The organism is Pseudoalteromonas luteoviolacea NCIMB 1942, assembly GCF_001625595.1.
Lineage (GTDB): Bacteria > Pseudomonadota > Gammaproteobacteria > Enterobacterales > Alteromonadaceae > Pseudoalteromonas > Pseudoalteromonas luteoviolacea_A.
This window is the reverse complement of sequence record NZ_AUXT01000196.1, coordinates 53,979-77,139: the sequence shown is the minus strand read 5'-3', so window position 1 is coordinate 77,139 and position 23,161 is coordinate 53,979. Positions and strand designations below refer to the sequence as shown.

Here is a 23,161-nt window from a genome sequence, read left to right as displayed (position 1 = left end):
CACCATTGCCAGCAACCGCTCCTAATATGTCGTGGGCGTATCAAGAACTGGCTAAGTTAGGTGGCTGGAAAGATACCAAGCGCACAGGGCGTGCATCTGTCAAAGTGTTATGGCAAGGCTACGATTTAGCTAAGTCTCTTGAATCAGATTTGTGATCAAGAGACAGCTTTAAGCGGCTTTTTCATACTTTACTTTATCGTGATTGCAAAGTTTGCGCGATGTATTTGTCTATTTGGCCTTCAAGCACAAATAGTGGAACCGAGCCGTTTTTAAGCACTTGATGGTGGAATTCTCTCAAATCAAACGCCTCACCCAATTCCGCCTCAGCCTTTGCTCTTAACCGCTTGATAGTTAACTCACCCACTTTATAAGAAAGTGCTTGCCCTGGCCATGAGATATAGCGATCAGTCTCAGTTTTTACGTTGTGTAATGAAAGCGCCGTATTGTCCTGCATAAATTGCATGACCTGCTCTCGTGTCCAACCAAACATGTGCACACCAGTATCTACTACTAAACGCGCTGCACGCCACATTTCATAGGTCAAACGTCCAAAATCACTGTAGGGGTCTTGATAAAAACCGGCCTCAATACCCAGATACTCCGCATACAAGCCCCAACCCTCACCAAATGCTGAGATATACTCATTTTGTCTATAGGCTGGCAAATGTGTTAGCTCTGCATTGAGCGAGATCTGTAAATGATGTCCAGGTACGCCTTCGTGTAAGGTCAGTGCTTCTAAAACGTAAAGAGGCCTTTTATCCAACGCATAAGTATTCACCCAGTAATACCCAGCGTCCGTTTCTTTAGTTGGACCCAAATAGCGTCCAGTCGTAAATTTTGGAGCAATACTGTCCGGCACTGGTGCAACCCCATAGGGTAACCGTGGCAGTGTATGGAATAACTGAGGCAGTTTTGCGTCCATTTTCTTAGCTATAAATGAAGCTTCTTTTAACAACTCAATGGGCGTTTTTGCGTAAAATTGCGGATCAGTACGCAAAAAGTGTACAAACTCTGCAAAACTGCCTTCAAATCCAACCTGTTCGATGATGCTATTCATCTCACTACGAATTCGCGCCACTTCGCGCAGCCCCAGTTCATGTATGTCTTTCGGCGTCATCTGAGTCGTTGTAAAATGCTTGGCACGATTTACATAAAATGCCTTGCCATCTGGCACGCTTGACCAAGCAATGTTCTCTCTAGCATTAGGCCTGTATTCATTGACGAAAAAGTCATTGTATTTGAGATAGGCAGTATTGACATGAGCTTCTATCACTTGCTTTGCTTCACGTTGGAGCGCTAGAAATTCTTGTTCTGGCAAGTTAGCTTGATTATTTAAAAACGGGGCAAAGAAAGGCGACTTTTCAATGTCCTCACCTCGTGCGATAAACGCCGTAATACTGTCTTCAAAGCCCTTAAGTACTGCTTTTGGCTGCGTTAGGCCAATATTTAACCCTTGCCTCATCCAATATATATTTTGTTCGAAATACCTAGGTAACTGCTTCATTCGCTCTATAAAAAGCTGATAGCCCAGTTTAGTGCTGTAATCTTGACTTTGGATCATGAATTGCAGTTCGCTGTGAAACCCGAATTCTGAAGACAAAGGTACGTAATGATCTTTAAAGTGGAATAAGTCTACTGTATTTTGAATTTGAGCGCGTAGTATCGCAAAGTTTATCTGGTTCTCTTCACTTAGGCGGGATTCGTCAACCTTATCAAGTTGCGCTAAAAAGTGTACCCTTTGTTGATTGACGGCAGCTAAATGCTCAGGAGTTAAGTTAGATAACAAATACGTCGCATCTAAGTTTGTCAGCCTTTCTGCATCCTGCAGAGATCGAAAATCCATAACTTGTTCAGCAAGTTGTGTGAAAGTCTCATTGGGATCGTTTGTCGTGCTCTGGCACGCTGACAAAGTAAGTGCTAACACAATTGCACTGAGAGGTTTTCGAAGTGAATGTAACACTGCAGGGTTCCTTAACATTTGCTGGGGCTTGCACCTTAACTAAGCCTATTATCAAGATGCAAATATAATCGACCAAGCATCGTGGTTATGCGACTACATAGTACACAAAGCTAAGTGCTTAAGGTAAAGTTGTCGATAAATTCAACTAACAAGATTAAATGTATATATTTTCCACTCGAAAAACGTAAATTTTACTTTTAAATTGTCGCAATTGCGATTAATGTAACCACTCTTCAGCTAGGATGAAATCATGACCCACGCCAAAGGATATTAGCGCTCCTATATAAACTGTTATTTGTGGTAAAAAGTACATGATGTTCCATGATCCAATGGCGCTAGCGCAAGAAAAAATGACGAAAGTCTGCCATTTTTTGGAACTCCATCAGCTTCCTCCTACCCCGCTAAATTACCAAGTCACTTATACCTATATAAGTCGTAGCAACACAGATTTAGCTGACCGTTTGGATAGAGATCTACGCAATGGTGTTGCCATTGACAATGTTTACATCGAGCAACTGTATTTCGAATTTGTTTACGCCGAACACCAAGCTGAACTTGCCGTATTAAAAGAAGTAGATAATGTCATTGATGAATTGACCGTTTCTACTGCTCGTTCACAACAAAGTATCACCCAATTTAGACGGCATATCCAAAATTGTAGCCATGCACTGATTAATCAAGAACCTGCTAAAAATAAACAGATATTGACCGAGTTTTCGTTACATACCGAGCGCTTGCTGGAACAGCAACAAAAATTCAAAGCAGGGTTGCTGAAAGCTAAAAAAACACAAGTAGAGCAGCACAAAGCCTTGAGCAATATCCGCAAGCAGCGTCTTATTGACCCACATACAGGGTTATACAAGCGTCACTATTTGAGTCAAAAGGCAGATATGTGGCTTGATCAAGACAAAATGCTCTGTGCTATTTCGATACAAGTTGATAACTTAGAAGAGTTTACTGCGAAATATGGCGATGTCATTGGCGAAGCCGTATTACAACGAATTGCGCAAAAAATTAAAAAGTATGTCGTAGAAAGCGGTGTACCTGGCCGTACTGGCAAACAAGAATTCACGATTCTTTTGGCAGATATTGAACCGGAAACAGCACAAATCATTGCCGCAAAAATACGCCAAGGTATACAAAAACTAAAATTCATTAGTAACCGCGGCAACATTCAATTCCCCGAATTACAACTGGCAGTTGGCATTGCAAAAAGACAAACCGAATCAGATTTCAACGAGCTGGCGAACAAAGCTGCGTTTGCAGCCCAAAAAGCACAAGCACTTGGCCGCGACTGTTATATTTCGGGTACCAATTTATAGCATCTAAATCAATAAATAATTGGCTAATTACTGTCACTATAAATTGCGCCAATGCATCCCTATCAAGTACACTATGCGCACCTAAACTGTGTCAGCAAGGCCAACATGAAAGAAGACAATCACGATACCACACACTTTGGTTATAAAACTATCGAGTCCAATCAAAAAGAGTCACTGGTTGCAGATGTTTTTCACTCCGTCGCAGCCAAATACGACATCATGAATGACTTCATGTCTTTTGGTATTCACCGCCTTTGGAAACGCCAAACTATCGCGTGTTCAGGTGTACGTAAAGGCCATAGAGTCCTCGACCTTGCAGGTGGCACAGGTGATTTAACTGCAAAATTCAGTCAATTGGTTGGTGATACAGGTCAAGTCATCCTTGGCGACATCAATGACTCCATGCTTAAAGTAGGCCGAGACAAGCTGCGTGATTTGGGCTTAGTCAGCAATATTGAGTATGTGCAGATGAATGCACAAGCCCTACCTTTTCCAGACAACAGCATTGATGTAATTACAATTGCGTTTGGTCTGCGCAATGTCACAGATAAAGATGAAGCTCTGCGTTCAATGTACCGAGTGCTTAAACCCGGTGGTCGACTGCTTGTGCTAGAGTTTTCAAAAACAGACAGCGAAGCGCTGTCTAAATTATATGACTTCTACTCGTTTAACATTCTGCCTACAATGGGTAAGCTGGTTGCCAATGACAGTGAATCATACCGTTATTTGGCAGAGTCTATTCGCATGCACCCTGACCAAGAAACACTAAAAGGTATGATGGAAGACGCGGGTTTTGAGCAGGCAAGCTACCAAAACTTTACAGGCGGCATAGTTGCGCTTCACAGAGGGTTTAAGTACTAGTACAAAGGATCAAGTTATGTGGATATCTGTACTAACGGCGATAGCTGAACAAGTAGTTAATCGTTTACTTGCGTTAGAGCCAACATTAAAAGATGACTTACAAAATGCAGAGCACCGAGTTTTGGCTTTGACCTTAACGGATCTCAACGTGTCCTGTGCATTTCATTACAATGGTGAACACTGCTTTGTGTATGGTAACTATCACGACAAAGCAGATTGCCACATAACAACCTCTTTAGATACCGTCCCTGAACTTAAAGACCCAAGCCAACTGACCCGTTTAATTCGCGCAAATAAATTGGACTTGGAAGGGGATATTCATCTCGCTCAAGCATACAGTAAAGCCTTCTCAAACTTACAAATAGATTGGGCAGAACATCTCTCTGGGTACTTGGGCGATGCAGGTGCACAACACTTAGTTACTAGCCTCAGAGGTGGCAAGACGCAAGCTCAAAAGCACTGCGACACTTTTCAATACGTTTTCACGCAACTTTGCCAAGATGAGCTTAATGTCTCTATTCATCCGCTAGAACTGCAACAGTATAAATCTCAGACGAGAGCACTTTCACAGCAATTGGCAGCGCTTGAGCAACGTATCAACGCACTAATCGACTAATTATTAAGGAGCTGGAATTGTCCATCGCTCGCCTCTACCAAATTGGTAAAACCTTTCTCAACTATGGGCTAGATGAATTACTCCCGCAGCAACTGCAACCTTGGTATGCCAAACTGCTGCGCAAATTACTGTTTTGGCTACCCAATAAGCATACTGAAAAGTCTGAAGGTGCCAGACTGCGACTTGCCTTACAAACATTGGGACCTGTATGGATAAAGTTCGGGCAAATGCTCTCAACCAGACGAGACCTGCTCCCACCTGACATGGCAACAGAGCTGGCGGAGTTGCAGGACAATGTGCAACCTTTCTGTGGCACAGATGCGCAAAAACTGATTGAAGAAGCACTCGAAATAGACAGTATTAGCGAACTATTCGAGCAATTCGAGCAGCAGCCCTTAGCATCGGCTTCCATTGCGCAAGTGCATAGTGCCAAACTAAACACCGAGCAAGGTGTAAAAGACGTCGTAATAAAAGTAATTCGCCCAGATATCGAGAAACAAATTCTGGCAGATCTATCGCTTATGGAGCAGTTTGCTAAACTGTTGGCCGGCCTAGTCAGTGAAGGCCGACGGCTCCGACCGGTAGAGGTGGTTAGGGAGTATCGAAAAACCTTGCTTGACGAGCTGGATCTGATGCGCGAAGGTGCCAATGCTATCCAACTTAGACGCAACTTTGAAGGTTCAGAAGCACTCTATATTCCTGAAGTTTACAGCGAGTACTCTCGTCAAAACGTATTAGTCATGGAGCGTATTTACGGCATCCCAGTATCTGATACAGACACTCTGATTGAACAAGGCACAGATATGAAGCTCCTTGCTGAGCGCGGTGTAGAGGTCTTTTTTACTCAGGTGTTTCGCGACAGTTTTTTCCATGCAGATATGCATCCAGGCAATATTTTTGTCTCCTACGAGACGCCACATAACCCCAAATACATAGGGATTGATTGTGGTATCGTTGGTACGCTAAACAGAGAAGACAAACGTTATTTAGCCGAAAACTTTATTGCGTTCTTTAATCGCGATTATCGCCAAGTTGCCCAACTCCACGTGGACTCTGGCTGGGTCCCTGCAGATACCTGCGTGGAAGAATTTGAATTTGCCATACGCACTGTTTGCGAGCCTATTTTCAATAAGCCACTGGCTGAAATTTCCTTTGGTCATGTACTGGTTAATTTATTTAATACGGCAAGACGCTTTAATATGGAAGTGCAGCCTCAGCTGGTTTTATTGCAAAAAACCCTGCTATATGTAGAAGGCCTAGGCCGTCAACTTTACCCTCAGCTCGATCTTTGGAAAACCGCAAAACCCTTTTTAGAGCACTGGGTGAAAGAACAAGTTGGACCGCTCGCCGTTGCCAAAAAAATGTATCAAAACCTTCCATTCTGGGCCGAGAAAATGCCTGAATTACCGGATTTGATTTACCAGAACTTGAAACGTCAGCATCCTCGACCGCAGGCGATATCGGGCAGCCCAAGTAAACAATCTCTGCAGAGTATTTTATTAGGTATGGCTGCATCAACCTTTGCAATTATTTCGGGGCTCTGCTTTATCGCAGACCTACATGGAGCCAGTATTTCCAGTGCAGTCGTTGCACTATTGACCTTTGTCTGTGCATGGCGTAAAACAGGGTGATATTTTATGCACTCGGCGTATAATCGAATTAAACCTTGCACGTAACATCGAAAATGGAGTAACTATGGGATTCGGCGGTATTAGTATTTGGCAATTGTTAATTGTATTAGCAATCATCGTATTACTTTTTGGCACAAAGAAACTACGCGGCTTAGGTGGTGACTTAGGAAACGCTGTAAAAGGTTTTAAAAACGCGATGTCTGATGAAGAAGGCAGCAACAAAGAATCAGACAAACCAAAAGAAGCGCTTCAAAGCCAGACCCAACAAAGTAGTAAAGCATCAAACACTGAAACAGATAAAGACAAGGTGTGATTAGATGGGCATGTGGGAGCTAGTTGTTGTCCTGATTGTCGGCTTAATCGTATTGGGCCCAGAGAGATTGCCAGTTGCAATACGTACAGTAAGCCGCTGGATAAGAACGCTCAAGTCAATCGCGAACTCTGTCAAAGCGGAAGTGAACGAGGAACTCAGAGTTCATGAATTGCACTCAAATCTAAAAAAAGCTGAACAACAGGATATGAGCAATTTATCCCCTGAGTTACAAGAGTCAGTTGATGAACTTAAAAAAGCAGCACAGTCTGTTCGACACAGCTACCAAGATAACGCTGCTTCAACACCCAAGAAAGACTAAACACTGAGAAGTAACGGGAATTTCCATGTCCGACACGGCAACTAGTGGCTTTATAAGCCATCTAATTGAACTTAGAGACCGACTCATTAGAGCATTGGCTAGTATCCTAGTTATATTTCTTGCTCTGGTATATTTTGCCAATGATATCTATGCCTTCGTGGCAAACCCACTAGTACTGAGTTTACCGGAAAATAGCACCATGATCGCAACCGATGTAACGGCGCCGTTTTTTGCACCTTTTAAGCTCACGCTATTTATTTCTTTGTTCTTGGCGATTCCTTTCATCTTACATCAAGTATGGGGGTTTTTAGCACCTGGTCTCTACAAACATGAGAAGCGCATGCTGATGCCGATATTGCTATCGAGTATTGTACTTTTCTATGCCGGCATCGCATTTTGTTACTATGTTGTTATGCCTATAATCCTTGGCTTTTTAACTGCTGCTGGGCCATCAATGATGACTTTGTCTCCGGACATAAGTAGTTATTTAGCATTTATCTTAAAATTATTTTTCGCTTTCGGTGTAGCCTTCGAAATACCGGTTGCCATCATGCTGCTCTGCTGGAGTGGGGTGACGACAACGCAAGGTCTTAAAGAAAAGCGTCCATATATTGTCGTTGGGGCTTTTGTCGTGGCAATGTTCCTAACCCCCCCAGACGTATTATCTCAAACTCTGTTGGCTCTCCCCATGCTGTTGTTATTCGAAATAGGAATAATTTTAGCGGGCGTATATAGTAAGAAGTCACAACAACAGGAAATTAATAATGAATAAAGTTTTTGCCGCCCTTGCCCTTGGTTTGTCAGTATCTGCCAGTGCTAAATCCGTAGATATTGCCACTTTAGAATCTTGTACCACGATTCAAAACGCGCTAAAGCGTCTCGTTTGTTTTGATGACGCTATGGCCGGTAATCACACAGTCCAAGCCGATACACACACTTTGCAAACAAACAGTACAGTAGCCACCGCGCCGCAAGTTGTTGCTGTAGCTGCGGTACCCGAGCAATCTGCAGAGCAAAAGTTTGGACTAGAAAACAAAGTCAAAGAAAAGCTTGCTGACATAGAAGACATCACTTTAGAAGTCGTCAAATTAAAAGTATCTTCACGTGGTATGCGCACATTTACGCTCGAAAATGATCACGTTTGGAAACAAATAGGTAGTGATTCATTCTATGCTAAAGTCGGTGACAAAGTTACTATCAAGCGTGCATCATTTAACTCATACTTGATGAATAAAACTGGCTCAAACCGTTCTATAAGAGTAAAAAGATTACAGTAAGTGCACATAGAATGATTGACGCAGGGGTTAATTTAACCAGCTCTCAGTTTGATAAAGACCTAGAGCAAGTGATCGATAGGGCGAGAGAAGCAAGCATTTCTAATATGCTGCTTATCGGCTGTGATGTGCATTCCAGCGCTGCTAGCCTTTCAATGGCGAAATTGTATGGTTTTTGTAGCACGGCTGGCGTACACCCCCACGATGCTAAAGATGCCCCAGATGACTTAAGTGCTCAACTGTGTGAGCTTGCTAAGTCAAGCGAGGTTGTTGCTATTGGTGAGTGTGGTTTAGATTTCAACCGTGACTTTTCACCTCGTCCAGTTCAAGAACGTGTATGCTCTGAGCAATTGCATTTGGCACAGCAGCTGTCGATGCCAGTGTATTTACATGAAAGAGATGCCCATACGCATCTTCGAGCGCTATTGTCAGAAGTACAGGTCAATGGCGTCTTACACTGTTTTACCGGCGATAAACAAGCGCTTAAATACTATCTAGATTATGGTCTGATGATCGGCGTTACAGGTTGGGTGTGTGATGAGCGCCGTGGTCAGCAGTTAAGAGAGCTCATTCAGTATATCCCTAATGATAGGCTATTGATTGAAACAGATGCGCCCTATTTGCTGCCGCGCACACTAAGGCCTAAGCCTAAATCAAGGCGCAATGAACCTGCGCACTTACACGCTGTTGCAGAGCAGATAGCTGCGCTTAAAGGCACTGAGCAAAGTACCATAGCAAGATGCAGCACATATAACTTTTTGACTTTGTTTAATTTACCAGCTCAGGGCTCAAACCTATGAGATTTCTGCTGCTGTTATTGCTGCTACTAACTGGCTTCAAAGCTTGGTCTAATCTCACAGATCTGCCCAGCACCGCCCAAAGTGCTTACCCATTGGATACGCACTTTCGTCATGAAGCAACTATCCCATTTAGCTATACAGTCACACCACATAACGACATTAATGATTTACTCGCCAGCGATCCCCTTTGGCATCAACACGCTGCGGGAGCTTTAAACCTTGGCGAAGTTGACAATCAAGTTTGGCTAAAAGTCGTGTTGAGAAATGACAGCCTTGTCGAGATCCCGCTGCTTTTGAGTATCAACAATAACCTATTGGACAGCATTACTGCATATATAATGCAGGCAGACCATGCCATCTTGACCGTGGATTTAGGAGACAGTAGGCCACTAATGCAACGGCCGATTAAGCATGAAGCACAGTTGATACCTCTGGAGATCCCAGGAAAAAATCAAACCATTATCTATTTAAACGTACATCACCATGGCGCGTTGAACATTCCATTGAGCTTATGGCATCCTGTAGAGTACTTAAAATACAAAAGTAAATTTAATCTTATCTACGGTATATTGGCAGGATTTATTCTTGCGATGATAGCCACCAACTTCATGATGTACAGCTTTACACGTCGTAAGTACTTTTTGCATGGCACACTTTTGCTCACCAGTGTCTGGCTCTTGTTAGTGCATTTGTATGGGTTTGGCTATCGATATCTCTATACCGATTGGCAATGGATGCAACAATATGGCCAAAGTATTTTGGTGTTATTGTCTACACTATTGCTGATCCCAATTCAACGCAGTGACATCTTGCCAGTCACCCCCTCATCAAACGTTGATAACAAACTAAAATACTTACTACTAATTGGTAGCATAATCACCCTAACATGCACCCTGCTGCCTATCTCCCTTGCTATGAAATTAGCCTACATATTCGCCATTGCTATGGTCGTCTACTTTTGTGTTATCACTATATTCGCTAAAGCCGATAAACTGAGTCATAAGCTGGTTGTTGTGAGCGTTTATACCTTACTTCTTATCTCTTTGAGCTATCAATTTGGTTTTGAGTTGGGGTTACTTTCAGGAGCACTGCTAGAGCGCCCTATAACCTATTTATGTTCTCTTTTTCTATGCATGTATGTTAGTTATATCTTGGCCAAGCAATATATTGCAGAGCGCGAAGCGCACATAAAGCAACAGGAACACAAGCTGGCGAAAACGCGTGCCGAAGATGCCTTATTAAAAGAAAAGCTGATCATTCAAGAGCAAGCTAGAGAGGACCTTGAAAGCAGCATCGACGAGCGGACCTTTGAATTACAAGTGACTTTACGCGAACTAGAAGAGAAAAACCGCGAACTCGAAAAACTCAATATGGAAGATCCACTTACCAAAGTAAAAAATCGACGCTATTTTGATAAGCGCCTGATAATGGAAGTGCGACGCTCTCGGCGAGAGCAAACAATGTTGAGTATCATCATGCTTGATATCGATCACTTTAAGCGTGTCAATGACGTTTATGGTCATTTGGCAGGCGACCATACAATTTGTGCTTTTGCACAGAGTATTCAGCAACATTTAAAACGACCGCATGATGAAGTATTTCGCTATGGCGGTGAAGAGTTTGTGATTTTGCTGCCCAATACAGATCAACAGGGTGCGCTAGAAATCGCAGAGCAAGTCCGTCAAACAGCCGCGCAATGTGCGGTAAATATTGCAGACGCCATCATCCGCTTTACAACCAGCGCAGGTGTATATAGCGCGATAGCAGCCGATACTCAAAATCCAACTATTTTTACCGATTTCGCTGATAAGGCCCTCTATGAAGCCAAGCAAAAAGGGCGAAATTGCGTTTGTACATACCAACACAAGTAGGAGACTTAATGTGGCTCAATCAGGACTAGATCTTTTTCCTTACACGCGCATGCGCCGCATGCGCCGTGACGACTTCTCGCGACGTTTAATGTGTGAAAACACCCTTACCGTTGCTGATCTAATCTATCCTGTCTTCGTTTTAGAAGGTAAAAACCGTCGTGAAGCGGTGCCATCTATGCCTGGAGTAGACCGTCTTTCCATTGACTTGCTGATAGAAGAAGCGACTCAGTTGCAAAAGCTGGGGGTTCCAGCAATTGCAATTTTCCCAGTAACCCCTTCAGATAAAAAGTCACTTATGGCCGAGGAGGCTTATAGCCAAGAGGGTCTGGCTCAACGCACAGTTAGAGCTTTAAAAGAAGCATGCCCCGAACTGGGGGTTATAACCGACGTCGCTTTGGACCCTTTTACAGTACATGGTCAAGACGGTATTATCGATGAGAATGGATACGTTATTAATGACGTGACCACAGAAACTTTGATTAAACAGGCATTATCTCATGCAGATGCTGGCGCAGACGTCGTCGCACCTTCAGATATGATGGATGGCAGGATCGGTGCTATTCGCGATGCTCTAGAAGAAGCTGGGCATATCAACACGCGGATCATGGCCTACTCTGCAAAATATGCATCAAGCTATTATGGACCATTTAGAGATGCTGTCGGCTCGGCCGGTAACCTAAAAGGTGCCGATAAAAAGACATATCAAATGGATCCTGCCAACTCAGATGAAGCACTGCGTGAAGTTGCCCTCGATTTGCAAGAGGGTGCAGATATGGTCATGGTAAAACCTGGTATGCCTTATCTCGATATTGTGCGCAGAGTTAAAGGCGAGTTTGGTGTACCCACTTTCGCTTATCAGGTCAGTGGCGAGTACGCGATGCACAAAGCTGCAATTGACAATGGCTGGCTGGCTGAGAGAGCTACTGTCATGGAGTCACTACTCGCCTTTAAACGCGCTGGCGCAGATGGTATTTTAACCTACTTTGCAAAGCAAGTAGCTGTTTGGCTTAACGAGAAATAAACTATTGTTATAAAAGGGGTAACTATCATGCTCCTTTTGTATTTATATCAAAGATTTTTGTTCCCAACTCTCTAAACACCTTTCAAGGCCAACGATTCGTTATCACAAACTCCAAAGCATTTTAATTTCCACAGCTGAACTGGAAAAATAAGTTTCCAAAGCAAATGCAAATAGCCACCAACAAGTGACCGAGAGGCGCAGCGTTGCCTATCCTAGCTTGCTGAGATTACTTTATGCTCTCTGTAACATCAGAATAGGTTATTTATTTTTTACAACCTGATTCATTCTAAAGCAATCATCATCACGGATGTCCATTCATAACCGTTTTGCTTTCTCACAGATCTAGAGTGCATAATACTGACGAATAACACTCTGTTATTATTCATTAATAGTTTCAAGTAAATCGAGCTAAGACGCTAGAACTGAAGCATATAGTTGACGTTGCATAGAGTAGTGTATAGATAGGAAAAAAGCGCCCTATAGGCGCTTTTTTAAACTTTTACTTGTGTAGGTAATTCACCTACTAATTCACAATCAAATAACTTGGCAGCTTTTTGCATTTCATCAGTATCAACAGTCCAAAATGGAAACCATACCTGCTTTTTAGATTTCAGTTCAACTGAAATTGTGTTGGCTCCAAGTATCTTAATCACTTTCAGCGCAGCTATCTCATCACTATGCAAGTAATGTATTTTTGTTAGATACTTATAGCTAAATCCCGCTCTATCGATATGCACATATCTTTTTTTCAATTGGATAAGCAATAGCGAGGTAACTGTAAAAAGTGTACTTGCGCCAAGAATTAAAATGGCTAATTGCGAAATCCCAAAATTTGAAAATAGTATATAAAGCAACACCGATAAAAGTATTTGAATGGAATATATATACCAATTAATTCCCAAATTGATTGTTTTCATGAGTACCTCCAAATTTTACTCAACTCATCAATGTAATACTAAGAATGGGATATGATAAATTCGCACTGTCCCTAAATCAAGCATGAAAGTCTATTTTTACTCAATAATACCTTAATTATACAAATTCCATTTATTTTTATGAATTCCTGCATAAATCCAGAAAAGAAAACAAAAGTTCTTTTAAATTAAATAATTAAGTAATTAAATTTAAAATATTAAAGATTAAATCTAATCAAATACAGAATTTTAACAATTGAAAATAATTTCATTTATTAAAACAAATCCAATCATTTCATAAGTTTATAAAACAATGGTATTTTTGGTAATATTATCTATAAATAAAAGAGTTAAAAAAAACACAAACCGTCTTTTATCATTACAGAATAATAAAATACACAGACTTTATAACCATTTTAATTACAATAGAATAAAGTGAGAATTATATTGATTTGATAAATATATCTTTCAAAATTGCAAAATTCTGTATATAAAAAATTTAGACATAAAAAAAACCGCCTATCGGCGGTTTTTTTAAAAGTCAGCTTAAGTAAAAATTACTTAGCAGCTTTCTTTTCTTTCTCAGCTGCGATTACCGCGTCAGCAACGTTTTGCGGACATGGTGCATAGTGAGAGAATTCCATTGAGAACTGACCACGACCAGACGTGATAGTACGTAGGTGACCAATGTATCCGAACATTTCAGATAGAGGTACTTCACCCTTGATACGAACGCCCATTGCGCCAGCTTCTTGGTCTTTGATCATACCACGACGACGGTTAAGGTCACCGATTACGTCACCTACGTTGTCATCTGGCGTGAACACGTCAACTTTCATGATAGGCTCAAGAAGTTGTGCACCCGCTTTAGGGATAGACTGACGGAAAGCGCCTTTCGCAGCAATTTCGAATGCGATTGCTGATGAGTCAACTGCGTGGAAACCACCGTCGAATAGCTCAACTTCAACGTCTAGTACAGGGAAGCCAGCTAGAACACCTTCTTCCATCATTGACTTGAAGCCTTTCTCAACTGCAGGCCAGAATTCTTTAGGTACGTTACCACCAACAACTGAAGATGAGAACGTGAAGCCTGAACCAACTTCGCCTGGCTTGATACGGTAGTCGATCTTACCGAACTGACCAGAACCACCAGACTGCTTCTTGTGCGTGTAGCTGTCTTCAACTTCTTGCGTGATAGTTTCACGGTAAGCAACCTGCGGCTGACCAACAACTAGCTCAACGCCGTAAGTACGCTTAAGGATATCTACCTTGATGTCTAGGTGAAGCTCACCCATACCTTTAAGGATAGTTTCACCTGAATCTTCGTCAGTCTCAACCTGGAATGACGGATCTTCTGCAACCATCTTACCGATAGCGATACCCATCTTCTCGTTACCACCTTTATCTTTAGGTGCAACAGCGATAGAGATTACCGGATCAGGGAAGATCATCGCTTCTAGTGTACATTCGTGCTTAGGATCACATAGAGTGTGACCAGTTTGAACGTTCTTCATACCTACAACAGCGATGATGTCACCAGCTTGTGCTTCAGTAAGTTCGTTTCGCTCGTCTGCTTGCATCTCAACCATACGGCCGATACGCTCTGTTTTACCAGTTGCAGAGTTAAGGATCGTGTCACCTTTTTTCAGGCGACCAGCGTAGATACGGATGAACGTAAGTGCACCGAAACGGTCGTCCATGATTTTGAACGCAAGCGCTTTTAGTGGCTCTTCAGCGTCAACTGTCGCAACTTCACCAGTAGGCTCACCAGTTTCAGGGTCAGTTAGAGGCTGTGGATCAACTTCTGTAGGAGCAGGTAGGTAGTCTACAACTGCGTCTAGTACAAGCTGCATACCTTTGTTTTTGAATGCAGAACCACAGAAAGTTGGGAAGAAAGCAAGGTCACGTGTACCTTTACGGATACAAGCCTTGATTTGCTCTAGTGAAGGCTCCTCACCTTCCATGTATGCTTCCATTAGGTCGTCGTCTTGCTCAACAGCAGACTCAACTAGCATCTCATGGTACTCTTCAACTTTCTCAACCATGTCAGCTGGAACGTCAGTGATTTCGTAGTTTTCTGGAAGGCCAGTCTCGTCCCAGATGTATGCTTTTTTCGTTAGTACGTCAACAACACCTGTGAACTGATCTTCGATACCGATAGGAAGAGTCATAACTAGTGGGTTTGCGCCAAGTACTTTCTCTACTTGACCTACTACGCGGTAGAAGTCAGCACCCATACGGTCTAGTTTGTTTACGAAGATACAACGTGCAACTTCTGATTCGTTCGCATAACGCCAGTTAGTTTCTGACTGAGGCTCAACACCACCAGAACCACAGAATACACCGATACCGCCGTCAAGAACTTTAAGTGAACGGTATACTTCAACTGTGAAGTCAACGTGTCCAGGAGTATCGATAACGTTTAAACGGTGGCCTTTCCACTCACAAGTAACAGCTGCTGACTGGATAGTAATACCACGCTCTGCTTCCTGTTCCATGAAGTCAGTAGTTGACTCACCATCGTGTACTTCACCAGTTTTGTGAATCTTACCAGTAAGCTTAAGAATACGCTCAGTGGTAGTAGTTTTACCCGCATCAACGTGCGCGAAAATACCAATGTTTCTGTATTTCGATAAATCTGCCATTGTTTTACTCTATTTAAAGTAGAAAAATTATTCGGCGGGAGTATATCACCTCTTTAGGCGAACATCATCCTTGAAGTCGATTAAAATGCAGTCAATTTGCAATTAAAACGCAATCGCTGCGATATTGCATTGTTGAACTGCATTAAATAAGTCGTTTTTAGACTTAATCACCATCAATTATATCGCCAACACTGCCTAAGACTGAGCCTTCGCCTTGCTTGCTGCCACCGTGTTTTGGCGCATGTTCAAGTACCCGATCAGCCAACCTTGAGAATGGTAAGCTCTGGATCCACACAGTGCCATGGCCTCGTAACGTCGCTAAAAAGAGCCCTTCACCCCCGAAAAACATACTTTTTAGACCTTTCACACGTTCAATATCAAACTCGATTCCTTCGCTGAAACCAACCACACAGCCGGTATCGACGCGCAGTGTTTCACCATTGAGTTGCTTTTCAACCACAGTACCGCCAGCATGTGCAAATGCCACCCCATCGCCCTGCAAGTGCTCTAATATGAACCCTTCTCCACCAAAAAAGCCCGCGCCAAGTTTACGCTGAAATGCAATATCCACCTTAGTACCAAGTGCAGCACATAAAAATGAATCTTTTTGTAAGTAAACAGATTGGCCTAACGTTGCCATATCTAGCGCTAAGATAGAGCCTGGAAAAGGGGCGGCAAATGCCACTCGCTTTTTACCCATGCCTTCATTGGTAAAGTGCGTCATAAACAAAGACTCACCACTAATTAAACGCTTGCCTGCGCTGAACAATTTACCCATAAAGCCTTGGTCTACATCTGAGCCATCACCCATTTTTGCTTCAAAGCTAATGCCATCTTGCATGTAGTTCATAGCACCTGCTTCCGCTATCACCGTTTCATTGGGATCGAGCTCCACTTCAACCATCTGCATAGATTCGCCGATAATTTCATAATCAATTTCATGACAATGCATAACACTCTCCTTTTTATTTATTTGCTTTGTGACCGATCTGTTTTCAAAGATAGTTCAGTTCACAGAACTTTATATGACATCTAATTGGCACTTAAGTTTGAAAACTGGTTAAAACCAGATAAATAATCCGAGGATAACCGCCACACCTAACAGTGGCACACACACAGTTAAAACAGCCAATGGCCAATATGCATCTTGATGTTTTTCACCACATATTGCTCTCACCGTCGTCACTACGTAGCCATTGTGCGGTAATGTATCTAGCGCACCAGAACTGATCGCCACCACCCGATGTAACTGATTGGCATCCACGCCTAGGTCTAAATAGTGCGGCGCAACTAGGGGTAAAGCAATTGCTTGCCCCCCCGATGCTGATCCGGTTAAAGCCGCAATAACACTCACAGCGATCGCCGCGCCTAACAGTTCATTACCGGGAATCGAAGTCATCAAAGCCACGGCTTCTTGAAATGCGGGCGTGCCTTTGGCGACCGTACCGAACCCCACTACCGCTGCCGTATTACCAATGGCAACCAGAGCCCCAGTAGTGCCTAAATTAATCGCTTGCGATAAGTTCTTAAAATGTTTGAAGTTGATCACAAAGATAGCGAGCACACCACCCAACAGCGCGACAATCAAGGCGCTTTGTTGTAATTGCTCGTGTAAAAAAAACGATAACAAGAGCACTACGACAAGGGGGATCAAGCCCGTTGCAGGGTGAGGTAAACGACGCTCATCTTCGATTGGATCTCCCTCCCTCGCTATAAAGTGCTCGCCATTACGCACCGCTTTTTGAATCATTTTTACCAATAAAAAGTATCCAAGGATTGCCATAAACAAGGCCACAATTAGACTCTCTTGCCATGCTGCGTAAGGCGATGTACCTAAGTATTTAATTGGTATCCAGTTTTGGATCTCTGGTGAACCCGCTGATGTCATCGTAAATGTAACTGATCCAAATGCGAGCACGGCTGGAATAAAACGCCGAGGTAGATTGGCATCCTTAAATAAACTTAATGCCATTGGGTAAACAGAAAATGCCACAATAAAGACACTGACTCCGCCATAAGTCAGTAAAGCACACGCTAACACAATCGCAAAAACCGCATGCCTCATACCAATTTTGTCGGTAATATAACGTGCAATCGCATCTGCGGTTCCCGTATCTTCCATAAACTTACCAAACAAGGAGCCCAACAAGAACATAAAAAACCACGCTTGAATAAAACCACTAAAGCCTGACATATACAAAGAGACAAAGTCTTGCCCAGATACATGATTAAATAGTGTAAATCCACTGCTCAGAGCAACTACGAGCGCACACAATGGCGCAGAAATAAACAAACTCATACCGCGCAAAGTGAGCCAAATAAGTCCTGCCAGTGCGACGATTAACCCCAACATACTGAGCATTAAACCACCTCTTTTGTTATTTTTATGTAACTGTTATACGCCGAATTAATTGCGAAATAAAGTTTACAGCTATTGAATGACAAACAAATATGCGGGTGCATTGCGAATTTATTTTTGACTTTGCCACATACGAAAATAAACCAGGTTTATAAAAAATTAAATGAGAATTATTTTCAAAAACATATTGACACAAGAACAAATGTTATTGATAATCAATCTCAACAAAGTAAGTGACGGTTTATTTTGTTGAAGTACTCTAATTTTGTTTCTCGACCCTGAAACACGTTGAGCGAACGTTACACGCTAGGTTAAAGCTGGTTATTTTACGCCCCTAAAATAACACGCAATTACCGACTATTTTACTTGCTACATTGCTCATATCAGTGACGGTAGATATGAACACTAAAAGCCCGCTTGACCCGCGGGCTTTTCTATTTTCAAGCCTTTGACTTATTCATACATCAACCGCGATTCTCACTCACTTTATTTAACGACGTTTATGTGCCTGTAAATGAACTTATTTACGCAGCCAACCTTATTTATTCGAACCAATTACAAATGAGAATTATTTTCAAAAAATATTGACATGGATCAAAATACAATTGATAATCAATCTCAACAAAGTGAGTTGACGGCTTGTTTTGTTAAGTACGCTAAATTGTTTCAAGACCCTGAAACACGTGGTGCACACGTAAAATGCAAGGTTGCAGGTGCTTTGCTCTAACGCCCCTTAAAGTAAAGCATACTCAACCCACTTACTATTTTACTTGCTACATTGCTCATATCGGTGACGGTAGATATGATCATGAAAAGCCCGCTTTAGCGGGCTTTTTTATTGCCAGTACTGAAGCTGAATGATAAAAAGCGAGTAATTTTACTCCATTTATCGACCCCTCATCCGTATCAACCAAACCACCAATGTTAATGAGAATTATTTTCAAATATTGATTGACACCGCATTAAATCTAACTGATAATCAATCTCAACAAAGCGGAATTGCACTCACTTTGTTGACGTACTCAAATTTGTTTCTCGACCCCGAAACACGTGTTGCGCACGTAAACAGCTTTAGGTTGTCAGTGAAGAGCCTTAACGCCCCTTAACGTGATTCACTAACAACCGACTTACTATTTTACTTGCTACATTGCTCATATCGGTGACGGTAGATATGAACCTAAAAGGCCCTAACAGGGCCTTTTTTATTTCCAGAAATTTGTACCTGTAATCATGTGTAATGGCTTCGTATTTGTACCCTTGTTAGAGTTGCGTCTCTTTGATTACTACCCAACCATGATGACCAAAACACGCTATCGATATAATTTGATTTTAACGATACTGCTACTAACCGGATTCATATTTACGAGTTGGTTTAGCTTGATTATTGCTAAACAGTCGTTATTTCAGGGAATTGAGAATGATGCGCTACCACTCACTAGCCACCTTATTCACACCGATCTACAAAAACAACTGCAAGCACCCATCATTATTTCTTCACAAATGGCAAACAATACGTTTTTACATGCTTGGCTCAAAGAAAAGAACGAAAATAAACAGGTGCTATTTGAATATCTGAGACAAACGCGTAGCGATTATGATGCCGTAACCAGCTTTTTGGTCACCAGTGATGATAAAACCTATTATCGTTACGATGGCCAAGTGACTCAGCTCGACACAAGTGTTCAGCAAGATAGCTGGTATCAAGAAACTTTAGGCAACACGCATGCATATACGCTCAATGTTGATCTAGATCCGAGGGATGACCACCAAGCTATCGTCTTTGTGAACCATAAAATACAACCTCAGGAGCAGGTCTTAGGCATCATAGGCGTGGGCGTGAAGCTCGATCATTTGAAACGCCTTATCGACAAGTATCAGCATATATATAATCGAAAAGTTTACTTCGTTGATCATAAAGGCCGCCTACTCTTTTATACTGACTCAACGTTCACTGATGATACCATTACGGATAAGTTTGGCCGCCACAGTACTAAGCTCTTAAATCAGAAAAACTATAAGCTGCGTTTAGAACAAGATGAACAGACCGTTTTTATCAACTCTCGTTATTTAGAGCAGTTTGGCTGGTATTTAGTTGTCGAACAAACACTCACTCAAGATAATTCTTTTTCCGACACCTTGTACATCAACTTACTGATGGGGGTGGTGATAACTGCCGTGATCCTGTTTAGCGCCCAGCTCACTTTTAATCACTACCAAAAGCGCTTAGAAAAAATGGCAACGTACGACAAGCTTACAAGTACCTATAATCGCCAAGCATTTGAACCTTTACTACAAGCACAGCTATACAAAGCACGCAACCAATTTACACCTTTGGTTATGCTGATATTAGATGTTGATCACTTTAAACAAGTCAACGACCGTCATGGGCACCTAGTGGGTGACAAAGTTCTCGCACATGTCGCACAGATTTGTAAAACCGGTGTCGGTACACGTGGTTTTACCTGTCGTTGGGGAGGTGAAGAGTTTGTTATCTTATTGCCTAAAACGACTTTGAGCAAAGGTCATGAGATTGCCAATCAAATTCACGAGACCTTAGCGCAAAGCCAATGTGAGGTGACCGTAACAGCCAGCATTGGAATTGCCCAGTATCATATTGATGAATCAGAAGATGGCCTGCTAAAACGTGCTGATGCAGCATTATACAAAGCAAAAAGCACTGGCAGAAACCGCTCAGTGCTCGCTGAAGCGGCGTAGTTTATCGGCGATTTTTTCTGGCGCGAGCGCGACGCTGACGCTTCTCTTCTTCACGAGCCGCATTTTTTGCCTCTGCTGCGGCGCGAATTTCTGCCACCATTTGCTCTTCATCTTCTCGCATTTGTGGCGTTTCCATTGTCACACGTCCAAGGATTGCATCACGTAATTCATTGATGAGGATCTCAGACATTTTATGCGTATCTACTTGGTTACCACCTCGAATACAACCGCGCTTACGACCTGCCATTTCAATAAAGGTCCAGTCACATTCTGGTAGCTCTTCAATTTTGTAGCGGCTTTGCAATAACTCCGGATAAGCCTTCAATAAATACTCTGCGGTATAGCTCGCCACTTCTTCATAGTTAATGGCCGTGTCACGAATTGCCCCTGTTGCAGCCAATCGATAACCAGAGTTTTCATTTTCTACCTTTGGCCAAAGCATACCCGGCGTGTCGTATAGCATGATGCCATCTTCCAGACGAATTCGCTGTTGTGCTTTGGTTACGGCCGGTTCATTACCTGTTTTTGCGACAATGCGACCTGCTAAAATGTTAATCAACGTTGACTTGCCAACATTGGGGATCCCCATAATCATGGCTTTAAGCTGTTTATCTTGACCCACTTTGTGCGGCGCAAGTTTTTTACACAACGTATTAATACGTTGTACTTCTGCCGCTTTGTCATGGCCGAAAGCCAGCGTTTTTACGCCATCTTCTTGCTCGAAATATTCCATCCAAGCTGTGGTCATATCTGGGTCAGCAAGATCTGCTTTATTCAAGATTTTGATGACCGGCTTGTCACCACGTAGCTGCGTTACCATTGGGTTTTCGCTGCTATATGGGATACGTGCATCAAGCACTTCGATAATGACATCCATCTGCGGCATAATCTCTTTGATCTCATTACGCGCTTTGTTCATATGCCCAGGAAACCATTGGATGGCCATAAAAAATCTCTCCAAAACTAAAATCTGTGGCTATTTTAACGTAAAACGCACCAGATAGATAAATCTTGATATACTGATGCTTTAAAACTCTCTGCTCACTATCATGGCACTAAAATCGACAATCTTAAAAGCACATTTAAATATCAGCGACATGGACAGACATGTTTATACCGACAAGTCTCTAACTATCGCACAACACCCATCAGAAAATGAACAGCGTTTAATGGTCCGCCTACTGGCTTATATACTGCAATATAATGAAGAGCTGTCGTTTACTAAAGGCCTGTGTGTAGATGACGAGCCTGCGGCTTGGCAAAAAAACCTCACTGACGATATCGAGCTTTGGATTGATATTGGCTTACCTGATGAAAAACGACTTAAAAAAGCGGCTGTAAAAGCTAAGCAAGTCGTGCTGTATACCTATGGTGAAAACACTCAAGAGATCTGGTGGAAGAAAAACCAGTCTGCGGCAAATCAGTACAATAACCTGACTGTTTTCAGCTTACCCTTTAGTGCAACATCACAGATGACTGAACTTTTCGCTCGTTCAATGGATTTGACAGCAACCATTCAAGATGGCGAAATATGGCTAAGCAATGCGGAACATAGCGTGCAAATCACGCCGCAACGTTTAAAGTAGGGGAAGCAATGAGAGTAACGCGGATTGTTGTATTACACGGTTTATATATGTCGGGTTTTGTGATGCAACCGCTTTGCAAGCGCTTGGAAAAAACCGGCTGCGATATTCTCAATCTTACTTACAACACTCTCGACCCAGACAAACAGGCCATATTTCGAAAGATTGATGAGTTTGTTGGCGCCCAACCGACCGCTTTGGTATGTCACTCAATGGGTGGATTGGTCGCCAGAGACTACTTAACGAAGGCTTCAGAACAAAGCCAACACGTTAAAAAAGTCATTACTTTAGGCACACCTCACAAGGGCAGTGCCATTGCCAAACATATGCATGACAAGGGGTTTGATAGGCTGTTAAAAAACAGCGTTGAATACCTGTTAAGCGAAACCAACACTTGGCCCTTTAGCGCGCGTCTTTATAGCATTGCAGGCGATCTTCCAATAGGCTTGATGCCACTATTGCAAAAGGGCAGCCGTTCCGACGGTACAGTTTTATTGGATGAAACGAAACTAAAAGGCATGGCTGAACACAAAATATTTCATCTCAGCCACACCACTTTAATTTATTCGCGCAGTGTGATGGATTACATCATTGAAATTTTGCACCGCGACGAATAACTCATTTATCTGCTTTTTGTGCGACTTTATAAGCCACTAAAGCGATGATACCCATTATAAGTGGTACTGGCGCTGCTAAATAGCCAAATGAATCTGAGTTAGCGTAACTTGCTCCTGCTAGATGGCCAACTAAACCAACGACAAAAGCAACTAACGCAATGACAACTACGGTAAGTTCGCCTCTATGCTGTGACTTTGTTTTACCTTTCATAGTGCTCTCCTTGATTAACCTAACGCCCTAATAGGTAATGGTTAACAATGAATAGGACGTTTTGCCATCTCATTATGGCCCCATAAAAAGTATAAAAATTGACCTAAATCAAGCGAGATATGTACAAGC

At 42.4% G+C, this 23,161-nt stretch carries 22 protein-coding genes and 1 pseudogene; 16 read left to right on the top strand and 7 right to left on the bottom strand.

The features are described from left to right. A pseudogene (locus N482_RS24505) lies at window positions 1-155 on the top strand (IS4 family transposase); the annotation flags it as partial. A 38-nt stretch (window positions 156-193) separates the two neighbouring features. On the opposite strand, the gene N482_RS19100 reads toward N482_RS24505, so the two are convergent. Next, on the bottom strand, window positions 194-1,978 hold the full coding sequence (locus tag N482_RS19100; RefSeq protein ID WP_063378569.1) for a DUF885 domain-containing protein: 1,785 nt from the start codon (window positions 1,976-1,978) through the stop codon (window positions 194-196). 293 nt (window positions 1,979-2,271) lie between these two features. Here N482_RS19100 and N482_RS19095 point away from each other — a divergent pair, with 293 nt between their 5' ends. From N482_RS19095 to hemB, 11 genes are all read left to right on the top strand, one after another. Beyond that, window positions 2,272-3,282, top strand: a complete 1,011-nt coding sequence (locus N482_RS19095) for a GGDEF domain-containing protein (protein ID WP_063378568.1) — start codon at window positions 2,272-2,274, stop codon at window positions 3,280-3,282. 105 nt (window positions 3,283-3,387) lie between these two features. After that, a complete protein-coding gene (ubiE, locus tag N482_RS19090) occupies window positions 3,388-4,143 on the top strand; it encodes a bifunctional demethylmenaquinone methyltransferase/2-methoxy-6-polyprenyl-1,4-benzoquinol methylase UbiE (RefSeq protein ID WP_063378567.1) in 756 nt (251 codons plus the stop codon). 16 nt (window positions 4,144-4,159) lie between these two features. Beyond that, window positions 4,160-4,759, top strand: coding sequence for a ubiquinone biosynthesis accessory factor UbiJ (locus N482_RS19085; protein ID WP_063378566.1), 600 nt, complete (start codon window positions 4,160-4,162; stop codon window positions 4,757-4,759). A gap of 17 nt (window positions 4,760-4,776) precedes the next feature. Then, window positions 4,777-6,390 carry a ubiquinone biosynthesis regulatory protein kinase UbiB gene (gene ubiB, locus N482_RS19080; protein WP_063378565.1) on the top strand — a complete coding sequence of 538 codons (1,614 nt, stop codon included), beginning with the start codon at window positions 4,777-4,779 and terminating at the stop codon, window positions 6,388-6,390. A gap of 64 nt (window positions 6,391-6,454) precedes the next feature. After that, window positions 6,455-6,703 carry a Sec-independent protein translocase subunit TatA gene (gene tatA, locus N482_RS19075; RefSeq protein WP_063378564.1) on the top strand — a complete coding sequence of 83 codons (249 nt, stop codon included), beginning with the start codon at window positions 6,455-6,457 and terminating at the stop codon, window positions 6,701-6,703. Window positions 6,704-6,707: 4 nt separating this feature from the next. Then, window positions 6,708-7,022, top strand: a complete 315-nt coding sequence (gene tatB, locus N482_RS19070; protein ID WP_063378563.1) for a Sec-independent protein translocase protein TatB — start codon at window positions 6,708-6,710, stop codon at window positions 7,020-7,022. A gap of 25 nt (window positions 7,023-7,047) precedes the next feature. Continuing rightward, a complete protein-coding gene (gene tatC, locus N482_RS19065; protein WP_063378562.1) occupies window positions 7,048-7,794 on the top strand; it encodes a twin-arginine translocase subunit TatC in 747 nt (248 codons plus the stop codon). Further along, window positions 7,787-8,299, top strand: a complete 513-nt coding sequence (locus N482_RS19060) for a hypothetical protein (protein WP_063378561.1) — start codon at window positions 7,787-7,789, stop codon at window positions 8,297-8,299. Before tatC ends, N482_RS19060 begins: the two co-directional genes overlap by 8 nt. 11 nt (window positions 8,300-8,310) lie before the next feature. Next, window positions 8,311-9,096 (top strand): TatD family hydrolase, encoded by a 786-nt coding sequence (locus N482_RS19055; RefSeq protein WP_063378560.1) that lies wholly within the window; start codon window positions 8,311-8,313, stop codon window positions 9,094-9,096. Continuing rightward, on the top strand, window positions 9,093-10,967 hold the full coding sequence (locus tag N482_RS19050; RefSeq protein ID WP_063378559.1) for a diguanylate cyclase: 1,875 nt from the start codon (window positions 9,093-9,095) through the stop codon (window positions 10,965-10,967). The genes N482_RS19055 and N482_RS19050 overlap by 4 nt, the downstream gene beginning before the upstream one ends. A gap of 10 nt (window positions 10,968-10,977) precedes the next feature. Then, entirely contained in the window at window positions 10,978-11,988 is a 1,011-nt protein-coding gene (gene hemB / locus N482_RS19045; RefSeq protein WP_063378558.1) for a porphobilinogen synthase, read from the top strand. 491 nt (window positions 11,989-12,479) lie between these two features. On the opposite strand, the gene N482_RS19040 is transcribed toward hemB, so the two are convergent. The 4 genes from N482_RS19040 to N482_RS19025 form a co-directional block, all read right to left on the bottom strand. Continuing rightward, window positions 12,480-12,905, bottom strand: a complete 426-nt coding sequence (locus N482_RS19040; RefSeq protein WP_063378557.1) for a hypothetical protein — start codon at window positions 12,903-12,905, stop codon at window positions 12,480-12,482. 554 nt (window positions 12,906-13,459) lie between these two features. Beyond that, entirely contained in the window at window positions 13,460-15,547 is a 2,088-nt protein-coding gene (gene fusA, locus N482_RS19035) for an elongation factor G (RefSeq protein ID WP_063378556.1), read from the bottom strand. Window positions 15,548-15,710: 163 nt separating this feature from the next. Continuing rightward, the gene (locus N482_RS19030) at window positions 15,711-16,499 is read right to left on the bottom strand and encodes a TIGR00266 family protein (protein ID WP_063378555.1); all 789 of its coding nucleotides are present in this window, start codon (window positions 16,497-16,499) and stop codon (window positions 15,711-15,713) included. A gap of 108 nt (window positions 16,500-16,607) precedes the next feature. Further along, window positions 16,608-17,909 carry a GntP family permease gene (locus N482_RS19025; protein WP_063378554.1) on the bottom strand — a complete coding sequence of 434 codons (1,302 nt, stop codon included), beginning with the start codon at window positions 17,907-17,909 and terminating at the stop codon, window positions 16,608-16,610. A gap of 586 nt (window positions 17,910-18,495) precedes the next feature. Between N482_RS19025 and N482_RS24995 the strand changes: the two genes are divergently transcribed. Both N482_RS24995 and N482_RS19020 read left to right on the top strand, forming a co-directional pair. Further along, window positions 18,496-18,633: a hypothetical protein gene (locus N482_RS24995; RefSeq protein WP_155730649.1), complete on the top strand. Its 138-nt coding sequence runs from the start codon at window positions 18,496-18,498 to the stop codon at window positions 18,631-18,633. Between the two features lie 503 nt (window positions 18,634-19,136). Then, entirely contained in the window at window positions 19,137-20,621 is a 1,485-nt protein-coding gene (locus N482_RS19020) for a sensor domain-containing diguanylate cyclase (protein ID WP_231100897.1), read from the top strand. Between the two features lies 1 nt (window position 20,622). Here the strand turns inward: N482_RS19020 and ylqF are convergent, their stop codons facing one another. Then, window positions 20,623-21,567 (bottom strand): ribosome biogenesis GTPase YlqF, encoded by a 945-nt coding sequence (gene ylqF / locus N482_RS19015; protein WP_063378553.1) that lies wholly within the window; start codon window positions 21,565-21,567, stop codon window positions 20,623-20,625. 103 nt (window positions 21,568-21,670) lie between these two features. Between ylqF and N482_RS19010 the strand changes: the two genes are divergently transcribed. Both N482_RS19010 and N482_RS19005 read left to right on the top strand, forming a co-directional pair. Continuing rightward, entirely contained in the window at window positions 21,671-22,207 is a 537-nt protein-coding gene (locus N482_RS19010; RefSeq protein WP_063378552.1) for a YaeQ family protein, read from the top strand. A gap of 8 nt (window positions 22,208-22,215) precedes the next feature. Continuing rightward, window positions 22,216-22,821, top strand: coding sequence for an alpha/beta hydrolase (locus N482_RS19005; protein WP_063378551.1), 606 nt, complete (start codon window positions 22,216-22,218; stop codon window positions 22,819-22,821). Window position 22,822: 1 nt separating this feature from the next. Here N482_RS19005 and N482_RS19000 read toward each other — a convergent pair whose 3' ends face one another. Beyond that, complete coding sequence (locus N482_RS19000; RefSeq protein WP_063371438.1) at window positions 22,823-23,032, bottom strand: hypothetical protein; 210 nt, start codon at window positions 23,030-23,032, stop codon at window positions 22,823-22,825. Window positions 23,033-23,161 lie beyond the last annotated feature (129 nt).